This window comes from Enterobacter sp. BIDMC 30, assembly GCF_000534355.1.
Lineage (GTDB): Bacteria > Pseudomonadota > Gammaproteobacteria > Enterobacterales > Enterobacteriaceae > Enterobacter > Enterobacter ludwigii.
The window spans coordinates 1,261,593-1,279,527 of the sequence record NZ_KI973169.1; the positions used below are offsets into that span (position 1 = coordinate 1,261,593).

At 57.5% G+C, this 17,935-nt stretch carries 19 protein-coding genes; 8 read left to right on the forward strand and 11 right to left on the reverse strand.

The annotated features are described in order from the left end of the window. Positions 1 to 12: 12 nt before the first annotated feature. On the reverse strand, positions 13 to 390 hold the full coding sequence (locus L466_RS16235; RefSeq protein ID WP_014171387.1) for a DUF4440 domain-containing protein: 378 nt from the start codon (positions 388 to 390) through the stop codon (positions 13 to 15). Next, the gene (locus L466_RS16230) at positions 387 to 1,595 is read right to left on the reverse strand and encodes an MFS transporter (RefSeq protein ID WP_032680393.1); all 1,209 of its coding nucleotides are present in this window, start codon (positions 1,593 to 1,595) and stop codon (positions 387 to 389) included. Before L466_RS16230 ends, L466_RS16235 begins: the two co-directional genes overlap by 4 nt. A gap of 107 nt (positions 1,596 to 1,702) precedes the next feature. Between L466_RS16230 and L466_RS16225 the strand changes: the two genes are divergently transcribed. Beyond that, positions 1,703 to 2,590 carry a LysR family transcriptional regulator gene (locus tag L466_RS16225; RefSeq protein ID WP_032680395.1) on the forward strand — a complete coding sequence of 296 codons (888 nt, stop codon included), beginning with the start codon at positions 1,703 to 1,705 and terminating at the stop codon, positions 2,588 to 2,590. Here L466_RS16225 and L466_RS16220 read toward each other — a convergent pair. After that, positions 2,587 to 2,994, reverse strand: a complete 408-nt coding sequence (locus L466_RS16220) for a MarR family winged helix-turn-helix transcriptional regulator (protein ID WP_020883824.1) — start codon at positions 2,992 to 2,994, stop codon at positions 2,587 to 2,589. The two genes, L466_RS16225 and L466_RS16220, sit on opposite strands and share 4 nt — an antisense overlap. A 171-nt stretch (positions 2,995 to 3,165) precedes the next feature. Here L466_RS16220 and L466_RS16215 point away from each other — a divergent pair, with 171 nt between their 5' ends. The 3 genes from L466_RS16215 to L466_RS16205 are packed head-to-tail and all read left to right on the forward strand — an operon-like array spanning position 3,166 to position 5,432. After that, positions 3,166 to 3,768 carry a non-oxidative hydroxyarylic acid decarboxylases subunit B gene (locus L466_RS16215; protein WP_014171383.1) on the forward strand — a complete coding sequence of 201 codons (603 nt, stop codon included), beginning with the start codon at positions 3,166 to 3,168 and terminating at the stop codon, positions 3,766 to 3,768. Then, positions 3,758 to 5,185 (forward strand): non-oxidative hydroxyarylic acid decarboxylases subunit C, encoded by a 1,428-nt coding sequence (locus L466_RS16210; protein WP_025203369.1) that lies wholly within the window; start codon positions 3,758 to 3,760, stop codon positions 5,183 to 5,185. Before L466_RS16215 ends, L466_RS16210 begins: the two co-directional genes overlap by 11 nt. 10 nt (positions 5,186 to 5,195) lie before the next feature. Continuing rightward, complete coding sequence (locus L466_RS16205) at positions 5,196 to 5,432, forward strand: non-oxidative hydroxyarylic acid decarboxylases subunit D (RefSeq protein ID WP_014171381.1); 237 nt, start codon at positions 5,196 to 5,198, stop codon at positions 5,430 to 5,432. Between the two features lie 97 nt (positions 5,433 to 5,529). On the opposite strand, the gene mutS is transcribed toward L466_RS16205, so the two are convergent. Both mutS and L466_RS16195 read right to left on the reverse strand, forming a co-directional pair. Then, complete coding sequence (gene mutS / locus L466_RS16200; RefSeq protein ID WP_032680396.1) at positions 5,530 to 8,091, reverse strand: DNA mismatch repair protein MutS; 2,562 nt, start codon at positions 8,089 to 8,091, stop codon at positions 5,530 to 5,532. A gap of 113 nt (positions 8,092 to 8,204) precedes the next feature. Beyond that, positions 8,205 to 8,435, reverse strand: a complete 231-nt coding sequence (locus L466_RS16195) for a SymE family type I addiction module toxin (RefSeq protein WP_032680397.1) — start codon at positions 8,433 to 8,435, stop codon at positions 8,205 to 8,207. Positions 8,436 to 8,609: 174 nt separating this feature from the next. Here L466_RS16195 and L466_RS16190 point away from each other — a divergent pair, with 174 nt between their 5' ends. Then, a complete protein-coding gene (locus L466_RS16190; protein WP_032680398.1) occupies positions 8,610 to 8,954 on the forward strand; it encodes a nitrous oxide-stimulated promoter family protein in 345 nt (114 codons plus the stop codon). A 66-nt stretch (positions 8,955 to 9,020) separates the two neighbouring features. On the opposite strand, the gene flhA is transcribed toward L466_RS16190, so the two are convergent. From flhA to hypA, 6 genes are all read right to left on the reverse strand, one after another. Next, entirely contained in the window at positions 9,021 to 11,093 is a 2,073-nt protein-coding gene (gene flhA, locus L466_RS16185) for a formate hydrogenlyase transcriptional activator FlhA (RefSeq protein WP_020883827.1), read from the reverse strand. A gap of 63 nt (positions 11,094 to 11,156) precedes the next feature. Then, on the reverse strand, positions 11,157 to 12,167 hold the full coding sequence (gene hypE / locus L466_RS16180) for a hydrogenase expression/formation protein HypE (RefSeq protein ID WP_032680399.1): 1,011 nt from the start codon (positions 12,165 to 12,167) through the stop codon (positions 11,157 to 11,159). Then, positions 12,164 to 13,285, reverse strand: coding sequence for a hydrogenase formation protein HypD (gene hypD / locus L466_RS16175; protein ID WP_032680401.1), 1,122 nt, complete (start codon positions 13,283 to 13,285; stop codon positions 12,164 to 12,166). The genes hypE and hypD overlap by 4 nt, the downstream gene beginning before the upstream one ends. Before the next feature lie 3 nt (positions 13,286 to 13,288). Next, positions 13,289 to 13,561 carry a HypC/HybG/HupF family hydrogenase formation chaperone gene (locus L466_RS16170; RefSeq protein WP_014171373.1) on the reverse strand — a complete coding sequence of 91 codons (273 nt, stop codon included), beginning with the start codon at positions 13,559 to 13,561 and terminating at the stop codon, positions 13,289 to 13,291. Beyond that, positions 13,552 to 14,415 carry a hydrogenase nickel incorporation protein HypB gene (hypB, locus tag L466_RS16165; protein WP_032680402.1) on the reverse strand — a complete coding sequence of 288 codons (864 nt, stop codon included), beginning with the start codon at positions 14,413 to 14,415 and terminating at the stop codon, positions 13,552 to 13,554. The genes L466_RS16170 and hypB overlap by 10 nt, the downstream gene beginning before the upstream one ends. A 3-nt stretch (positions 14,416 to 14,418) precedes the next feature. Then, entirely contained in the window at positions 14,419 to 14,769 is a 351-nt protein-coding gene (hypA, locus tag L466_RS16160; RefSeq protein ID WP_014171370.1) for a hydrogenase maturation nickel metallochaperone HypA, read from the reverse strand. 210 nt (positions 14,770 to 14,979) lie between these two features. Between hypA and hycA the strand changes: the two genes are divergently transcribed. The 3 genes from hycA to hycC all read left to right on the forward strand — a co-directional run bounded on the left by hycA (position 14,980) and on the right by hycC (position 17,934). Then, the gene (gene hycA / locus L466_RS16155; RefSeq protein ID WP_032680403.1) at positions 14,980 to 15,444 is read left to right on the forward strand and encodes a formate hydrogenlyase regulator HycA; all 465 of its coding nucleotides are present in this window, start codon (positions 14,980 to 14,982) and stop codon (positions 15,442 to 15,444) included. Between the two features lie 70 nt (positions 15,445 to 15,514). Further along, a complete protein-coding gene (locus tag L466_RS16150; RefSeq protein WP_014171368.1) occupies positions 15,515 to 16,123 on the forward strand; it encodes a 4Fe-4S dicluster domain-containing protein in 609 nt (202 codons plus the stop codon). Then, a complete protein-coding gene (hycC, locus tag L466_RS16145) occupies positions 16,120 to 17,934 on the forward strand; it encodes a formate hydrogenlyase subunit 3 (RefSeq protein ID WP_032680404.1) in 1,815 nt (604 codons plus the stop codon). The genes L466_RS16150 and hycC overlap by 4 nt, the downstream gene beginning before the upstream one ends. Position 17,935 lies beyond the last annotated feature (1 nt).

Genomic DNA, 17,935 nt, shown 5'->3' on the forward strand with positions numbered 1-17,935 from the left:
TTTTCTTTTGCGTTACGGTTGTGCCGTTTCGTGCAGCAAACGCCACGTTATCTTGCCATCCTTCTGATTGAGCACGGCGGTTGACCAGCGCACATTGACGGGCTGATCCGGGCGAGTTTGCGTTTCCCGGTAGTGAAGCACCGCGCCGTTGGCCCACGTCTGTAGCGTCGTTATCTCATCAAGAACAATCTCCAGACCAGGACGGCTGCCGCGCTGAAGGTCCAGGAAACCGACAAGCGCGTTATAGTCAAAATGGACGCCACCTGGGGTGAGCATCATAAAATCCGGCTGAAAGTGGGCGAGCAGGGCGTCAACATCCCCTTCGCCCTTACCCAACCAGTTCTCCAGCATAACGTGAACGTCGATAATGTCCTGTTCGAAATGGGTCATGGTTTCTCCTGTTGCACCTCTGAAAGCACCTGCGTGTTGTTAAGACGAAAGACGTACACGACGGGCAGTAATGTGATGGCCGCAGCAACACTAAACATCCAGTGCCATGCGGTGAGCGGCGTGAAAAACGCCAGTGTCAGGTTCAGCATCTGCGAGAGCAGGAATGCCCCGGCAAAAAAACTGATCTGACGATTAAGATTCCATAGCGCGCTGGCGTCAGGCATATCGTCGCGCGCCGTCGTTAAAAATGCGCTGCTTTGCGCCGTACTGCTGCAAAGACTGCCGCCCGCGCCCATTAACGTAAACGCGACGGCAGGTAACAACACTGTGGTAGTCGGGCTGACGTTAAGCAGCAGTAAAACGCCCAGCGCCTGTAACAGGCAACCCACGACAATGAGAGGCCGGGGACCCACGCGGTTAAAATAACGTCCGGTCGCGGTGATCGCCATAAACGAGGCCAGAGACCATGGCAGCATCAGCATCCCCGTTGCGGCAGGTGTCATGTGCGCCTCGCTCTGAAGATAATACATCCCCGTGACGTTCACCCCAATAAACATGCCGGGTACGCACAAATAGACAAGCATCGAAAAACGCAGCAGCGGGTCGGCCAGCAGGGGCAGGTTTAACAGCCTGCTCGCTTTCACGGGGGCCCTCTCATTCTTAAGCCACACGCAGGCCAGGAAAAACGTTACGGCGGCGACAGGCGTTGTGGCAAAAAATATCCATCGCCAGCTGAGTGCCTGAACCAGCATTCCCCCTACGGCGGGTGAGCATGCAGGCGCAAGCAATGCAACCAGCATGACCGCAGAAGAGAGCCTGGCACGCTCATGGGGTTTAAACTGTTGCCAGGTCAGCGCTTGTCCGACCGGGATCAGTAACCCCCCTCCCATGCCCTGCAGCACTCGCCAGGCAATCAGGCTCTCAAGTGAGGACGACAAACCTGCCGCAACGGAGGCGGCGCTAAAGAGAAAAAGCGAAAGCAGAATGACATGCTTCGGCCCGAGCCTGCGCGTCAGCAGGGTGCTGAAGGGGATGACGAGTGTCAGACCGGCAATATAGCCGTTACTGACCCAGGCAAGCGATGAGGGCGTGGCGCTGAACGCCTGAGCCATTGCCGGGAAAGCGACGCTGGCGATAAACATATTAATTAAATCAAGAAAAAAGCCCAGCAGATAGACAACGGCGACTTTGCTGCGATACGACATGGCGGCACCTCCAGTGAGGGGCGTATCGTATCGGGCAGGGAGGTACGGATAAACGTTATAAAGCGCGATATACTGTCAAAAAATTTTTGACAGTAATAGGGCTGACAATGATTAATTTGCAGCGTACCGCGATGTTTGTCGCCGTCGCGGATAGCGGGAGTTTCACCGCCGCAGCAGAGGCAATGGGGCTGACAAAAGCGGTGGTCAGCTTCAATATCCGCCAGCTGGAAGATGAACTGGGTGTCACGCTGTTGCTGCGTTCCACCCGTCGACTGACGTTAACCGAGGCAGGGAGGCTTTTCCATCAACGGAGCGTCGCGCTTTTAAAGGACGCGGAACGCCTGAAGGACGACGTCCGTGCAAACCATGCAGGTCTCACGGGGGAGTTGCGGATCACCACCACACCGGAGTACGGCTCGCAGGTTGTGGTCCCGTTACTGGCTGAGTTTAGCCAGCAACACCCGGACCTTCGCGTGCGTCACGTTTCGTCTTCACTGCATGCCGATCTGATTTCAGAGCGCTTTGATGTCGCCATCCGGCTGGGAACCCTTGCAGATTCACGCTATCACGCGGCATTGATAACGCAGTTCACTATTTTCCCCGTAGCGACGCCCGGCTGGCTGCGTAACCATCCTGTAGAATCGCTTGAACAGCTGGCGAAAGCTGACTGGATTATTCATGAGCGCTTAGCCTCGCCGCTGCGCTGGCAGGTGAACGATGCCAGCGGTGAGCCTGCCACGCTGGAAATTAAAAAAGCACCGCGTTTGTTTGCGGACAGTGCTCAGGCGCTGATGGCCTTTGCGCTCGCGGGATGTGGCGTGGCGCTGTTGCCGGCGTGGCTGGTGCGCCATGCGCTTGATGACGGCACGCTGGTGTCGGTTTTACCGGAATATACCTTTGCGCGGCAGGGCATCTATGCGGTTTATCCCGATGCCCCGCATGTGCCTGCGAAAGTGCGCACCTTTATCGACTTTATGCGCACCCGGGTTAACTAGTCGCGCATCATTTTTTTGACGAGTGCGGAGAATTGCGCCCGCTCGTCGTTGCTCAGCCGCCCTAAAAACGCCTCATCCACGTCATTGCCGAGCGGTTTACAGCTGGCAAGCAGCGCTTCACCTTCCGGCGTCAGAAAGACGAAACGACGGCGCTTGTCCGCCGGATCGTGCTCGCGTTTTACCAGTCCACGCGCCTCCATGCGGCTCAGCATCTCCGCGAGCGTCGCCTTTGTGCTGACCGCCACTTCTGTCAGAGCAACTTGCTCAATCCCCGGATTTTCGGCAATAGACCGCAATACCGCGTACTGCGGTTTGGTCAGTTCCGGCAATGCATGTTGCCAACGGGCAGTATGCTGTTGAAAAAGCTGGCGTAACAGGTGAAACGCCTCTTGTCTCAGTTCCATGAACACTCCGACGAAAAATTCTCTCCCTATGATAGCCGCTCTTGCCCAGGATTTTAACGCGGCAATTTTTAGCAATTAATGTGATCGTGTACGAACAATATTGTCAGAAACAGGATCCGGGAGTAACGTATTTAATATGTTCGTATGCGAACGAATTAATTGAGGTGCTGAATGAGATTGATAGTTGGAATGACGGGCGCAACGGGCGCGCCGCTGGGCGTAGCGTTGCTGCAGGCATTACGTGACATGCCGGAGGTGGAGACCCATCTGGTCATGTCGAAATGGGCAAAAACCACCATTGAGCTGGAGACACCCTACACCGCACAGGATGTGGCTGCGCTGGCCGATGTTGTCCATAGCCCGGCCGATCAGGCTGCCACTATCTCATCCGGCTCGTTTCGCACCGACGGCATGATCGTCATTCCCTGCAGTATGAAAACCCTGGCAGGCATTCGCGCAGGCTACGCCGAAGGACTGGTGGGCCGTGCGGCAGATGTGGTGCTGAAAGAGGGGCGCAAACTGGTGCTGGTTCCTCGTGAAACCCCGCTCAGCACCATTCATCTCGAGAATATGCTCGCACTGTCCCGTATGGGCGTGGCAATGGTGCCGCCGATGCCCGCGTATTACAACCACCCGCAGACCGCCGACGATATCACCCATCACATTGTGACCCGCGTGCTCGACCAGTTTGGTCTGGAGCACAAAAAAGCGCGCCGCTGGAACGGGTTGCGGGAAGCAAAACATTTTTCACAGGAGAATAAAGATGGCATTTGATGATTTGAGAAGCTTCCTGCAGGCGCTCGATGAGCAAGGGCAACTGCTGAAAATTGAAGAAGAGGTGAATGCAGAACCGGACCTGGCCGCGGCAGCCAATGCCACAGGCCGTATTGGTGACGGCGCACCGGCGCTGTGGTTCGATAATATTCGCGGGTTTACCGATGCCCGGGTGGTAATGAACACCATTGGTTCATGGCAGAATCACGCCATTTCTATGGGACTGCCCGCGAACACCCCCGTCAAAAAACAGATTGATGAGTTTATTCGCCGCTGGGATAAATTCCCCGTCACGCCAGAGCGCCGTGCAGATCCCGCCTGGGCTCAAAATACGGTGGAGGGTGAAGACATTAACCTTTTCGACATCCTGCCGCTGTTCCGTCTGAACGACGGTGACGGCGGTTTTTACCTCGACAAAGCGTGCGTCGTTTCGCGCGATCCGCTTGATGCGGATAACTTCGGCAAGCAGAACGTCGGTATCTATCGCATGGAAGTGAAGGGAAAACGCAAGCTGGGTCTGCAACCGGTTCCGATGCACGATATCGCCCTGCATTTGCATAAAGCGGAAGAGCGCGGTGAAGATCTGCCGGTCGCGATTACGCTTGGCAATGATCCGATTATTACACTTATGGGCGCGACGCCGCTGAAATACGATCAATCTGAGTATGAGATGGCCGGTGCGCTGCGCGAAAGCCCCTATCCCATTGCGACGGCACCGCTGACCGGCTTTGATGTACCGTGGGGATCTGAAGTCATTCTGGAAGGGGTGATTGAAGGCCGCAAGCGCGAAATCGAAGGACCCTTTGGTGAGTTTACCGGGCACTACTCTGGTGGCCGTAACATGACGGTGGTGCGTATTGATAAAGTGTCTTACCGCACAAAACCCATTTTTGAATCCCTCTACCTCGGCATGCCGTGGACCGAAATTGACTACCTGATGGGCCCGGCTACCTGTGTACCGCTCTACCAGCAGCTGAAAGCAGAATTTCCGGAAGTGCAGGCGGTCAATGCCATGTATACCCACGGTTTGCTGGCGATTATCTCCACCAAAAAACGCTACGGTGGCTTTGCCCGCGCAGTCGGCTTACGTGCTATGACCACGCCGCACGGCCTGGGCTACGTGAAGATGGTGATTATGGTGGATGAAGACGTTGACCCGTTCAACCTGCCGCAGGTGATGTGGGCGCTGTCCTCGAAGGTGAACCCGGCGGGCGATCTGGTGCAGTTGTCGAATATGTCGGTGCTTGAACTGGACCCGGGCTCCAGCCCGGCAGGCATTACCGACAAACTGATTATTGATGCCACCACGCCTGTTGCACCCGACAACCGGGGCCACTTCAGCCAGCCGGTACAGGATTTACCTGAAACCAAAGCCTGGGCCGAAAAACTGACTGCGATGCTGGCTGCACGCCAATAAGGAGGAAAAGATGATATGTCCACGTTGTGCTGATGAGCATATTGAGGTGATGGCAACATCACCGGTGAAAGGGGTCTGGACTGTCTATCAGTGCCAGCATTGTCTGTATACCTGGCGAGACACGGAACCGCTACGCCGGACCCACCGCGATCATTATCCGCAAGCGTTTCGCATGACGCAGAAGGATATCGATGACGCACCACAGGTGCCGACGATCCCGCCGTTACTGGCCGACGATAAGCGCTAAAAAAAGCCGGGAGGCGGTTTCGCCTTACCCGGCCTGTATGTTTAAGATACCGCTACTTCCCGGCAGGCCCGGTAAGCATTGCGCCACCGGGTGCAGACTACACCAGGCTTTTCAGGCGATAAATCCACTCCAGCGCCTGACGCGGCGTGAGCGAGTCCGGATCGAGATTTTCCAGCGCCTCAACGGCCGGTGACGTCTCTTCTGCCGGGGCTAGCAACGACATTTGCGTGCCATCAATCTGCGTGGCCGCGGCATTCGGTGACAGGCTCTCCAGCTCACGCAATTTCTGGCGCGCACGTTTGATCACCTCTTTTGGAACCCCCGCCAGCGCGGCCACGGCCAGGCCATAGCTCTTGCTCGCGGCACCATCCTGTACGGTGTGCATAAAGGCGATGGTATCGCCGTGTTCCAGCGCATCGAGGTGGACGTTTGCCACGCCTTCCATCTTTTCTGGCAACTGTGTCAGCTCGAAATAGTGGGTTGCGAACAGCGTCATTGCCTTGATCTTATTGGCAAGGTTTTCAGCGCAGGCCCATGCCAGTGACAGACCATCATAGGTTGATGTTCCGCGCCCGACTTCATCCATCAATACCAGGCTGTATTCGGTCGCGTTATGCAGAATATTGGCGGTTTCGGTCATCTCCACCATAAAGGTTGAGCGGCCGCTGGCCAGATCGTCCGCTGCCCCGACACGGGTAAAGATACGGTCGATAGGGCCAATCTCCACTTTTTGCGCAGGAACGTAGCTGCCGATATAGGCGAGCAGGGCAATAAGCGCTGTCTGGCGCATATAGGTACTTTTACCGCCCATGTTTGGACCGGTAATGATCAGCATTCTTCTCTGCGGCGACAGGCTTAGCGGGTTGGCGATGAACGGTTCGTTCAGCACCCGTTCCACAACCGGATGACGGCCTTCGGTGATGCGAATACCGGGTTTATCGGTAAAGGTCGGGCAGGTGTAGTTCAGCGTTTCAGCGCGTTCTGCCAGGTTGACCAGCACGTCCAGCTCTGCCAGCGCACTGGCGCTTGACTGCAGGTCTGCAAGGTGCGGCATCAGCATGTCGAACAGCTCTTCATACAGCTGTTTCTCCAGCGCCAGCGCCTTGCCTTTCGAGGTGAGAACTTTGTCCTCATACTCTTTCAGTTCAGGGATAATGTAACGCTCAGCGTTTTTCAGCGTCTGACGGCGCACGTAGTGGATGGGGGCCAGATGGCTTTGTCCACGGCTGATCTGAATGTAGTAACCGTGAACCGCGTTATAGCCCACTTTGAGGGTATCGAGCCCAAGGCGTTCGCGCTCGCGAATTTCCAGCTTATCCAGGTAGTCCGTGGCACCGTCGGCCAGCGCACGCCATTCATCCAGCTCTTCGTTGTAGCCCGGGGCAATTACGCCGCCGTCACGCACCAGAACCGGAGGGGCGTCAATAATGGCGCGTTCGAGCAGCTCGCGCAGCTCGCTAAATTCACCCATGGTTTCACGCAGTTTCTGCACCGGCGCGCTATCCACATCGGCGAGCAAGCTGCGCAATTCCGGCAACTGCTGGAAGGCGTGACGCATGCGGGCGAGGTCGCGCGGACGCGCCGTACGCAGCGCCAGACGCGCAAGAATACGCTCCAGATCGCCGACCTGGCGCAGCACGGGCTGCAGTTCACTGTAGCGATCCTGCAACGCGGCAATCGTCTGCTGACGACAGGTAAGCGTGTCGGTATCGCGAATGGGCATATGCAGCCAGCGTTTTAACATACGGCTGCCCATCGGCGTCACCGTGCTGTCGAGGACGGAAGCGAGGGTGTTTTCCATGCTTCCGGCCAGATTCTGGGTGATCTCCAGATTACGACGCGTCGCGGCATCCATAATGATGCTGTCCTGCTGCCGCTCCATCGTGATCGAGCGGATATGCGGCAGGGTGGTGCGCTGGGTATCTTTGACGTACTGCAGCAGGCAACCCGCGGCACACAGTCCGCGCGGGGCGTTTTCCACACCAAAGCCAATCAGATCGCGGGTGCCAAACTGCAGATTCAACTGCTGGCGCGCGGTATCAATTTCGAACTCCCACAGCGGACGACGGCGCAAACCGCGGCGGCCTTCAATCAGCGCCATCTCGGCAAAATCTTCGGCATAGAGCAGTTCTGCCGGGTTCGTGCGCTGCAATTCAGCCGCCATCGTTTCACGATCTGCCGGTTCGCTCAGACGAAAACGTCCGGAGCTGATATCCAGCGTCGCATAACCGAAACCTTTGCCGTCCTGCCACAGTGCTGCCAGCAGGTTATCCTGACGCTCCTGCAGCAGGGCTTCGTCGCTGATCGTACCAGGCGTGACGATGCGCACGACTTTGCGCTCAACCGGCCCTTTTGACGTTGCCGGATCGCCGATCTGTTCGCAGATGGCGACTGACTCACCCTGATTCACCAGTTTCGCAAGGTAGTTTTCTACCGCGTGATGCGGAATACCGGCCATGGGAATGGGCTCGCCTGCAGATGCGCCACGCCGGGTCAGCGAGATGTCGAGCAACTGCGACGCACGTCTGGCATCGTCATAAAATAGCTCGTAAAAATCGCCCATACGGTAGAACAGCAAGATTTCCGGATGCTGTGCTTTCAGCTTCAGATACTGCTGCATCATCGGCGTATGTGCGTCGAAATTGTCGATTGTGCTCATGGAGTTATGATGTCCATTTCTTTGAAAATAATACGCTTTGGGCGGCTCAGTGGCCGTTAGTTCCTTCTATTGTCGCATGAAAAAAAGGTACGGCGCAGAAAAATGTCGCGGCTTTACGAGGCGCCTTCCTGCACTAACTCAATGACAATTTTTCCATGCTCAACCCCCACTCTGACCTGCGAATGGGTGGTAAACCCCGCTTTTTCAAGCCAGTCGCCCTTTAAGCTCAGCGCCGCATGCACGCTGTAGCGTTTGGGTATCTTGGTGTTACGGTCTTCATGACGCTTTCTGAAATACCCCACTTTCAAATGACGATAGGATTTGGTGATAGCGATCTCGTGCATACGGCCTCCGGACAACGTGGACAAGGGTCATTCCTGATGCTGTATAAAATACCAGTAATTTACTGCAGGCGTGGGCTTAATACTGGAATCAGCCTTCAGAAAACAGAATGCAACACCTGAAATCAGTATCTGAAAGGCGTATTATAAATGCACTTTATTGTCTGGTGAGCCGTTATGTCCGGAAAACGCATTGCACGTGAGAAAGAGACGATCGCGAAAATGATCGCGCTGTATGAAACACAGAGTCCTCAGGCTTCGCAGGAAGAGGGGCATTATCAGGCGCTGAAAGCGTATGCCAATAAGCGCCTGGATAAATGCGTTTTTGGTGAGGAAAAACCCGCCTGTAAACAGTGCCCCGTTCACTGCTATCAGCCTGCCAGGCGCGAAGAGATGAAGCAGGTGATGCGCTGGGCTGGCTCACGTATGTTATGGCGTCATCCCATCCTGACGGTACGCCACCTGATGGATGACCGTCGCCCGGTGCCGGAATTACCGGAAAAGTATCGCCCGAAAAAGTAACCGTTCAGGCGCTTCGCTGACAACCGTATCCCAACGCCTGCATGCGGGATCTCAGCCAGAATGACGCTACACCAGGCTCTCTTTATCAATCCCGAGACGTTTCATGCGCGACAGCAGCGTGGTGCGTTTTAGCCCCAGTCGCTGGGCGGCACCTTTCGGACCGGCCACGACACCGTTAGTCTCTTTCAGCACGCGCATGATCAGCTGATATTCGTCTTCACCTTCCTGCGCCACGTCGGTGGCTGTAACCGGTGTTTCAGGCAGGGAAACTTCGGGCAGGGAGAGTTGCAGTACGTTACCGCGCGTCAGCAATACCGCGCGCTCAATGACGTTTTCCAGTTCACGGACGTTACCCGGCCACTCCATTGAGGAGAGGGTACGTAGCGTCTCGGCGGGGATACTGTCGATGTTGCGGCCCATCCGGCGGGCTATTTTGGCGGTAAACGCTTTGACCAGCAGAGGGATATCTTCCGGCCGTTCACGCAGGGGCGGCAGGCAGATTGGGAAGACGTTCAGGCGATAATAGAGGTCGCTTCGAAACTCACGGTCGGCGACCATTTTTTTCAGGTCGCGGTTGGTGGCGGCAATGAGCCGGACGTCTGTCTGGATAAGTTTGTTACTGCCAAGACGTTCAAACTCCTGCTCCTGCAGGACGCGAAGCAGTTTGGGCTGCAGCTCCAGAGGCATGTCACCCACTTCATCAAGGAACAACGAGCTTTTGTCCGCCAGCTCGAAACGGCCCAGACGCTGGCTGCTGGCACCGGTAAACGCGCCGCGTTCGTGGCCAAAGAGATCGCTTTCCAGCAGGCCTGCGGGCATAGCGGCGCAGTTCATCTTCACCATGCGGCGGCTGTTACGGTTGCTGAGGTTGTGGATCGCACGGGCAATCAGCTCTTTACCGGTGCCGGTTTCACCGAGGATCAGCACCGTACTGTCACTTTGCGCCACCATCTCCACCTGTTTCAGCACGCTGTACATGGCATCGCTGCGGCCGATGATTTCGCCAAACTCGCTGTCCACGTTGTTGAGCTGTTCCGTCAGCGCCAGGTTTTCATCCACCAGCCGTTCTTTCAGACGGTGGATCTCCTGATAGGCCAGCGCGTTATCCAGTGCGATGGAGATACGCTCGGCAATCTGGCGCAACAGTTTCAGGTTGGCGGTGGTAAAGACGCCCTCTTCACACTGCGCCAGCTTCAGGACACCAAGCATAGTATTGCCGGACATCAGCGGCAGCAGGCACAGCGTCTGGATTTTATTCCCCCAGGTGTTAAACAGCATCCGCTCATAAGGCGCGAGCGCATCCTGCTCGTTGAGATTGAGCAGCAGGATCTCTTTGCTTTTAAATACCCGCTCAGAGAGCGTGCCCGCCTCATCCACTTCACTCTGTTCGTGGGCGGGGTTTGCCTCATCAAGATAGTGGGTGGAGTAGATGTTCAGCTTGCCTTTCCGGTGCCCCCGGAGCGCAATACTGATGGCGTCGATTTTGAAATAGTGGTGGATCTCTTTTGAGACTTCGCTGACCAGCTCATCCATATCGAGGCGCGAAAGCACCGCGTTGGTGATAGCCACCAGGATCCGGAAATTGTCACGTTCGCGGCTCAGCAGGTCATAATCCACATTATTGGTGACGCGGCTTTGAATTTGCTCCGCGACCACGGCCACAATCTGGGTAAAGGTGTGCAGACGCTCGTATTCCGCCTCGCTCCACGGCTGGTCGGTGTGACGAATAAACTCGCAGCCGCCGAAGATATGCCCTTCCACCGCCAGTGGCAGCAGGCTGTAATGGCCGAAAGGCGGGTATAACTGACTCTGCGCCAGCATCGGCCACGCCTCGCGAAATTCCTCAAAATTGCAGTGCAGCGCCTCCGGGCGGGAAAGAATACGCCGGACAGGACCATGAGCGAGGTAGGTTTCATCCTCGTACTCAAACGCTTTGCCATTGTCGCGCGTTGAATAGTAGCTCGCGCGATGGCTTGCGCTATGCCAGAGCACAATTGCGGCGCTGTCTGCCAGCGCTGATTGCCTGACCAGCCGCGTCAGGGCATCGCTCAGCGCGCCAAGATCGGGCTGCTGTAAAAGTGTGCGCGTAATGTCAAACAGGCCCTGCTGTCCAAGATCGCTCATCGGTGTATACGGCATATTGCTTTCCAATAGAAACTGGCAAAAAAGAGAAAGTCAGTGCTGACCGCTTTTGGCGCGGTTCTAGCAAATGCGGGGTAAAGGTTCCGCGTGCGGCAGATCCAGCGTCCGCTTGACGCCATACAGCCCGGTCAGGCGCACCCCTTTGCGCTCAACCACTTCACCAATCAGCGCAGCCTCTTTACCGAAAGGATGTGTCCGCAGCTGTTCAAGTACGGATTCGGCCGCCGCGCGCTCCACGCCAATGACCAGCTTGCCTTCATTTGCAAAGTTTAGCGGGTCGAGCCCGAGGAGTTCGCACAAGCCGCGAACGGCAGGCTTAACGGGCAGCGCGCGTTCAGTGAGTTCGATACCCAGACCGCAGCGCGCCGCGAACTCATGTACCACGGCGTTAACCCCGCCGCGGGTCGCATCGCGCAGGGCTTTCACGCCTGGAAGGGAACGCAGGGTCTGGATAAGCGGGGTCAGTACCGCGCAATCACTGCGTAATTCTCCGTCCAGCCCCAGGCCTTCACGCAGGTTCAGGATCGTCGCCCCGTGGCAGCCCAGCGATCCGCTGACGATCAGCACGTCGCCGACGGCAAGCTGCTGCGCGCCCCAGTGAATGTCGGCAGGGATCGCCCCCATGCCGGCGGTATTGATGAACAGTTTGTCGGCTGCGCCACGCTGGACCACTTTGGTGTCGCCGGTGACGATGGCGATACCCGCCTCGCGTGCCGTGTGCGCCATGCTGCTGACGACCGCAGAGAGCGTCTCCATCGGCAGCCCCTCTTCAAGGATAAAGCCGCAGGAGAGAAAGCGCGGAACAGCGCCGCTGACGGCCACGTCGTTTGCCGTGCCGCAGACCGCGAGCTTGCCGATATCGCCGCCCGGGAAGAACAGCGGGTCAATCACGTAGCTGTCGGTGGAAAAGGCCAGCCTGTCGCCCTGCGCGGTCAGGGTGGAGAGGTCAATGCGGGCCTGATCCTCCTGCTCCGCCAGCCAGGGGTTATCAAACGCGTCCATAAACAGACGGTTAATCAGCTGCTGCATCGCCAGGCCGCCGCTGCCGTGTGCCATTTCAACCGTATTCATGCTTCAGACTCCTGATTGCGATACTGATACCACGCGGCACACGCCCCTTCGGAAGAGACCATCAGCGCGCCAAAAGCCGTTTGCGGGTTACAGGTGTTGCCAAATAACGGGCAGTGATGGGGTTTGCATTTGCCGGTGAGCACTTCGCCACAGCGGGCCCGCGGGTCGTCACACACCTGTTGCGGCTGCGGGCGGAAGTGGGCTTCGGCGTCGAACGACCGGTAGGCCGGCGTCAGGCGCACGCCGGACTCTGCAATCAGCCCCAGACCACGCCATTCGCTGTCGCCCTCGACGCTAAATACCTCGGCTATCGCCTGCTGGGCCACCACATTTCCACTGTCGGGGACGACACGGCGGTACTGATTTTCTACTGCACTCTGGGCTGCTATTTTCTGCTCAACCAGCATGGTCACGCCTTGCAGTAGATCAAGAGGTTCGAAACCAGCCACCACTAAAGGCCGTTCGAACTGTTCAGCGATAAAGCCGTAGGCCGCCGTCCCGATAACCATGCTGACATGGCCCGGCGCCAGAAAAGCGTCAATTCCGTTGTCCGGCTCTTCAAGCAGGCTGCGTAACGTCGGGATGAGCGTAATGTGCTGGCAAAAAAAGAAAAAGTTATCAAGGTTGCGGGCTTTGGCCTGCTGCAGCGTGATGGCCGTGGCGGGCATGGTGGTTTCAAAACCAAGCCCGAAAAAGACGACCTTGCGGCCGGGGTTATGGGTGGCCAGCGTCAGGGCATCCATCGGCGAGTACACGATCCTGATATCCGCGCCCCGGGCTTTTGCCTGCAGCAGCGAGCCGTTTTTGCCTGGCACGCGCATCGCATCGCCAAAGGTACAGAAAATCACGTCAGGCTGGTGGGCTATCTCAAGGCAGGCGTCGATGCGTCCCATCGGCAGAACGCACACCGGGCAGCCGGGGCCATGGATAAACTCGATGTTTTCCGGCAGAAGCTGGTCGAGGCCAAATTTAAAGATGGCATGCGTATGCCCGCCGCAGACTTCCATAATACGCAGCGGCTTTTCGGCGGTATAGCTCAGCCGTGTCGCCCGTATTTTCAGATGTTCAATCAGCTGCATCACCTGCTCAGGCGCGCGATATTCATCAACGTAGCGCATGGTTTACCGCTCCTCGCCGTACAGCAATGCCCCGACGTCCGGCTCCACGTCGAACATATTCTGAAGGGCATCGAGCGTGTCGCGGGCCTCCGCTTCGTTGATGATGCTCATGGCAAACCCCACGTGCACCAGCACCCACTGACCGAGGCGTGAGGCGCCGGTTTCGTCGGTGCTGCCGACAAGCGTCAGGTCGACGTCGCGCAATATGCCACACACCTCAACGCGGGCCTGATTCCCGTCAATGGCGTGAATTTGTCCGGGGACGCCTATGCACATCGTTCGCTCTCCAGCCAGTTCAGCCAGGCGTCCATCCCGTCGCCGCGGGTGGCGGACACCAGCATGATGTCAATCTCCGGGTTCACTTCACGGGCATAGGCCATGCATTTATCCACGTCGAAATTCAGGTACGGCAGCAGGTCAACTTTGTTCAGCAACATCAGCGAAGCGGCGGCAAACATATGCGGATATTTAAGCGGCTTGTCTTCACCTTCGGTCACCGAGAGCACCGCGACCTTATGTCGCTCACCGAGATCGAAGCTGGCCGGACAGACCAGGTTGCCCACGTTCTCAATAAACAGGATGCCGTTGTCCGCCAGCGGCAAGCGCGGCGTGGCGTCGGCAATCATTTGTGCATCCAGATGGCAGCCTTTACCCGTATTAACCTGAATGGCGGGCGTGCCGGTTTCGCGTATACGCGCGGCGTCGTTCACCGTCTGCTGATCACCTTCGATGACCGCGCAGGAGATTCGCCCGTTCAGGCGGTGGAGCGTTTGTGTCAGCAGCGTGGTTTTGCCGGAGCCGGGGCTGGAGACCAGGTTCAGGACCAGCTGTTTACGCGTGGCAAAGCGGGCGCGGTTGCGTGCTGCAATCTGGTTGTTTTTATCCAGAACGTTGATTTCCACCTCCAGCATCTGACGCTGGCTGAGCCCCGGCGCGTGGGTACCGGCGACGCCATGCCCGTAATGCAGGTCGCCCGCAGCGGAGTGTCGGGGGGCGAAGGTGATACCGGTTAATGCCGCTGCAGGACGAGGGGCAGGTGAAAAGGGTGCGGAGCGAAACGCGGCGTGAGGACGGTGTTCATCCCCTTCTATATACAGGTTGCCTTCAGCGCAACCGCAGGTACTACACATATTTTACTCCTTCTCGATTTCGAGACGTTGGATCTGCATGCCGTCATCCGCCACGATGCGAAGCTCGCTGCTCTGGCACTGCGGACAGCGCTGAACCTTCGATGAAAGCAGAGTGACGTATTGCTGGCACTGCGCGCACCAGCACTCCGCCTGCTGTTCTTCAATATGAAGTTCACAGCCTTCCGCCAGCGTGCCGCGGCACACCAGCTCAAAGCAGAAGGTCAGGGCGCTGGTTTCAACGCAGGAAAAGGCCCCGACCTGTAGCCAGACGCCGGTGACGCGTTTTGCATTGTTTGCCCGCGCCTGCTGTTCAATTAACTCGACGGCCCGCTGGCAGAGGGTGATTTCGTGCATGACGTCTCCTCAATGAATTGCCCCGATAATGCAATAACGGTGCCAGCTTGATTTTTGTTAAGGCGTGACGATGTCAATGCTGTCGAAATGACACGTCGACACGGCGCGATTGACACGCTTCTTTTGATTAAAAGAGTTAAAAATCAATCTGTTAAAAACTGGCATGGAATCTGCTTAACAGCCGCTATCTCCATTAACCGGATACCTTTTATGACTATTTGGGAAATTAGCGAAAAAGCGGATTACATTGCGCAGCGCCATCAGCAGTTACAGGAGCAGTGGCACCTTTACTGCAACTCTCTGGTTCAGGGCATCACCCTGTCAAAAGCCCGTCTTCACCACGCCATGAGCTGTGCAGCGCAGGGGGATATGCGCTTTGTGCTCTTCGGCCATTTCACGATAAACGTCACCCTGGCAGACACCTTCAACAGCCACACCATCGAGTACTACGTCGAAACAAAAGAAGGTGAAAAACAGTGTATTGCGAAGGCGCAGCTGATGGCCGACGGGATGGTCGATGGTCACGTCAGTAACCGCGATCGCCAGCAGGTGCTGGAGCACTATCTGGAAAAAATCGCGCCGGTTTATAACGGCCTGTACGCCGCTGTTGAACACGATCTCCCGGTCAACCTGAAACAGCTGATGGATGGAAATCCCTCAGCGAACGTGGCCTGACCATTGCGTGTCGAGAAGTGTCGACAAGACAGTTTTTCGTCAAAAATGACTATCACCAGAGGATGACCCGGTGAACCGTTTTGTAATTGCTGACTCGACGGTCTGTATTGGCTGTCGAACCTGTGAGGCGGCCTGTTCGGAAACGCACCGTCAGCACGGGCTACAGTCCATGCCGCGCCTGCGCGTCATGCGTAATGAAAAAGAGTCTGCGCCGCAGCTCTGCCACCACTGTGAAGATGCTCCCTGCGCGGGAGTCTGTCCTGTTAATGCCATCACCCGTGTCGAGGGGGCGGTGCAGCTGAATGAAAGTCTGTGCGTGAGCTGCAAACTGTGCGGCATTGCCTGCCCGTTCGGCGCGATTGAATTTTCCGGCAGCCGTCCGCTGCATATCCCGGCGAATGCCAACTCCCCGAAAGCGCCGCCAGCGCCACCTGCGCCGGCGAAGGTGAGCACGCTGCTTGACTGGGTTCCCGGCGTGCGTGCCGTTGCGGTCAAATGCGACCTGTGCAGCTTTGATGAACAAGGGCCAGCCTGTGTGCGCACCTGCCCGACGAAGGCGCTGATTCTGGTCAATATTCGCGACATCGTTCGCACCAGTAAACGTAAGCGTGAGCTGACCATTAACAGTGATTTCGGCGATCTTTCTCTGCTTCAGGCGCTGAACGAGGGGGCGAAATGAACGCGGTGATGATGATTACCAGCGCGGTGGCCTATTTTGCCGCCGCCGCTGTGTTGGCCTTGATCTTCTCTTTCCATAAAACCCTGAGCGGCTGGATAGCCGGTATCGGCGGGGCGGTTGGCAGCGTGATGACGCTGGTGGCCGGTGGCCTCGTGTTAACAGGCGGACAATCTGTCGAAGCGGTGATGCCGCTGATACGGCACACCGTTGAAATTACGCCGCTGAATGCCATCTGGCTGGTGACCTTTGGTCTGTGCGGCGTGTTTATCAGCCTGTTTAATATTGACTGGCACCGCCATCAGCACACTCAGCCCAACGGTCTGCTGGTCAATCTGCTGATGGCCGCGGCGGTCTGTACCGTGACTGCCAGCAACCTCGGCGCGCTGGTGGTGATGGCCGAGATCATGGCGCTGTGCGGCGTATTCCTTACGGGCTGTAGCACCTCCGGCAAACTGTGGTTTGCGCTGGGGCGTCTTGGCACGTTGCTGCTGGCACTGGCCTGCTGGCTGGTGTGGCAGCGCTTCGGCACGCTGGACTTCTCCGCCCTTAACGGTCAGTCGCTGGGGAATGATGTCTGGCTCCTTGGCGTGATCGGCTTTGGCCTGCTGGCCGGGATTATCCCGCTGCACGGCTGGGTGCCACAGGCACATGCACATGCCTCCGCGCCTGCCGCAGCGCTCTTCTCGACGGTTGTCATGAAGGTTGGTCTGTTCGGCATTCTGACGATAACGCTCACCGGTGGGCAGCCACCGCTGTGGTGGGGCGTTGTACTGCTGGTAGCCGGGATGATCACCGCCTTCGTCGGCGGCCTGTACGCCCTGATGGAGCACAATATCCAGCGACTGCTGGCGTACCACACCCTTGAGAACATCGGCATCATCCTGCTGGGTATTGGCGCAGGCGTTACCGGGCTGGCGCTCAATCAACCGGCGCTGATTGCGGCCGGCTTTATCGGCGGCCTGTATCACCTGATCAACCACAGCCTGTTTAAAAGCACCCTGTTCCTCGGGGCAGGTAGCGTCTGGTTCCGCACCGGTCATCGCGATATCGAAAAACTCGGCGGCATCGGCAAAAAAATGCCCGTTATCTCTCTGTGCATGCTGGTGGGGCTGATGGCAATGGCTGCGCTGCCGCCGCTGAACGGCTTTGCCGGCGAGTGGGTTATCTATCAGTCCTTCTTCGCACTCGGCCAGAGCGAGGTGTTTATCGCCCGGTTGCTCGGCCCGCTGCTGGCGGTTGGGCTGGCGATAACCGGTGCGCTGGCGGTGATGTGTATGGCTAAAGTCTACGGCGTGACCTTCCTGGGTGCACCGCGCACGCGTGAGGCCGAAAACGCCTGCTGTGCGCCGGCATTGATGGGGGCGAGCGTTGTCGCGCTGGCGCTGTGCTGCATCGCGGGCGGGGTGGCCGCCCCGTGGCTTCTGCCGCTGTTGGGTAACGCCATTCCTCTGCCGCTCACCACGGCGCATACCGCGGTGTCCCAGCCGATGATTGCGCTGCTGCTGATTGCCGCGCCGCTGCTGCCGTTCGTGCTGATGCTGTTCTTCAGACGCGACCGCCTCTCCTCTCGAGCACGCGGTACCGCCTGGGCTTGCGGTTACGCACACGAGCAATCCATGGTGATCACAGCGCACGGCTTTGCCATGCCGGTCAAAGAGAACTTTGCCGCGGTGCTGAAACTGCGGGACTGGCTTAACCCGGTGGGGTGGGTGCCGGGCTGGCAGAGCGCTGCCGTGCCCGTGCTGTTCCGCCGACTGGCGTTGATCGAGCTGGCGGTACTGGTTGTGATTGTGATTTCACGAGGAGCCTGAC

Bases quoted from the DNA above. Each gene is read 5' to 3' on its own strand.
- L466_RS16230 (WP_032680393.1), bottom strand. From the start codon at position 1,595: ATGTCGTATCGCAGCAAAGTCGCCGTTGTCTATCTGCTGGGCTTTTTT.
- L466_RS16170 (WP_014171373.1), bottom strand. From the start codon at position 13,561: ATGTGCATAGGCGTCCCCGGACAAATTCACGCCATTGACGGGAATCAG.
- L466_RS16205 (WP_014171381.1), top strand. From the start codon at position 5,196: ATGATATGTCCACGTTGTGCTGATGAGCATATTGAGGTGATGGCAACA.
- hycC (WP_032680404.1), top strand. From the start codon at position 16,120: ATGAACGCGGTGATGATGATTACCAGCGCGGTGGCCTATTTTGCCGCC.
- L466_RS16195 (WP_032680397.1), bottom strand. From the start codon at position 8,435: ATGCACGAGATCGCTATCACCAAATCCTATCGTCATTTGAAAGTGGGG.
- L466_RS16215 (WP_014171383.1), top strand. From the start codon at position 3,166: ATGAGATTGATAGTTGGAATGACGGGCGCAACGGGCGCGCCGCTGGGC.
- hypA (WP_014171370.1), bottom strand. From the start codon at position 14,769: ATGCACGAAATCACCCTCTGCCAGCGGGCCGTCGAGTTAATTGAACAG.
- L466_RS16220 (WP_020883824.1), bottom strand. From the start codon at position 2,994: ATGGAACTGAGACAAGAGGCGTTTCACCTGTTACGCCAGCTTTTTCAA.
- hypB (WP_032680402.1), bottom strand. From the start codon at position 14,415: ATGTGTAGTACCTGCGGTTGCGCTGAAGGCAACCTGTATATAGAAGGG.
- hycA (WP_032680403.1), top strand. From the start codon at position 14,980: ATGACTATTTGGGAAATTAGCGAAAAAGCGGATTACATTGCGCAGCGC.
- L466_RS16225 (WP_032680395.1), top strand. From the start codon at position 1,703: ATGATTAATTTGCAGCGTACCGCGATGTTTGTCGCCGTCGCGGATAGC.
- L466_RS16210 (WP_025203369.1), top strand. From the start codon at position 3,758: ATGGCATTTGATGATTTGAGAAGCTTCCTGCAGGCGCTCGATGAGCAA.
- hypE (WP_032680399.1), bottom strand. From the start codon at position 12,167: ATGAATACGGTTGAAATGGCACACGGCAGCGGCGGCCTGGCGATGCAG.
- mutS (WP_032680396.1), bottom strand. From the start codon at position 8,091: ATGAGCACAATCGACAATTTCGACGCACATACGCCGATGATGCAGCAG.
- flhA (WP_020883827.1), bottom strand. From the start codon at position 11,093: ATGCCGTATACACCGATGAGCGATCTTGGACAGCAGGGCCTGTTTGAC.
- L466_RS16190 (WP_032680398.1), top strand. From the start codon at position 8,610: ATGTCCGGAAAACGCATTGCACGTGAGAAAGAGACGATCGCGAAAATG.
- L466_RS16235 (WP_014171387.1), bottom strand. From the start codon at position 390: ATGACCCATTTCGAACAGGACATTATCGACGTTCACGTTATGCTGGAG.
- hypD (WP_032680401.1), bottom strand. From the start codon at position 13,285: ATGCGCTACGTTGATGAATATCGCGCGCCTGAGCAGGTGATGCAGCTG.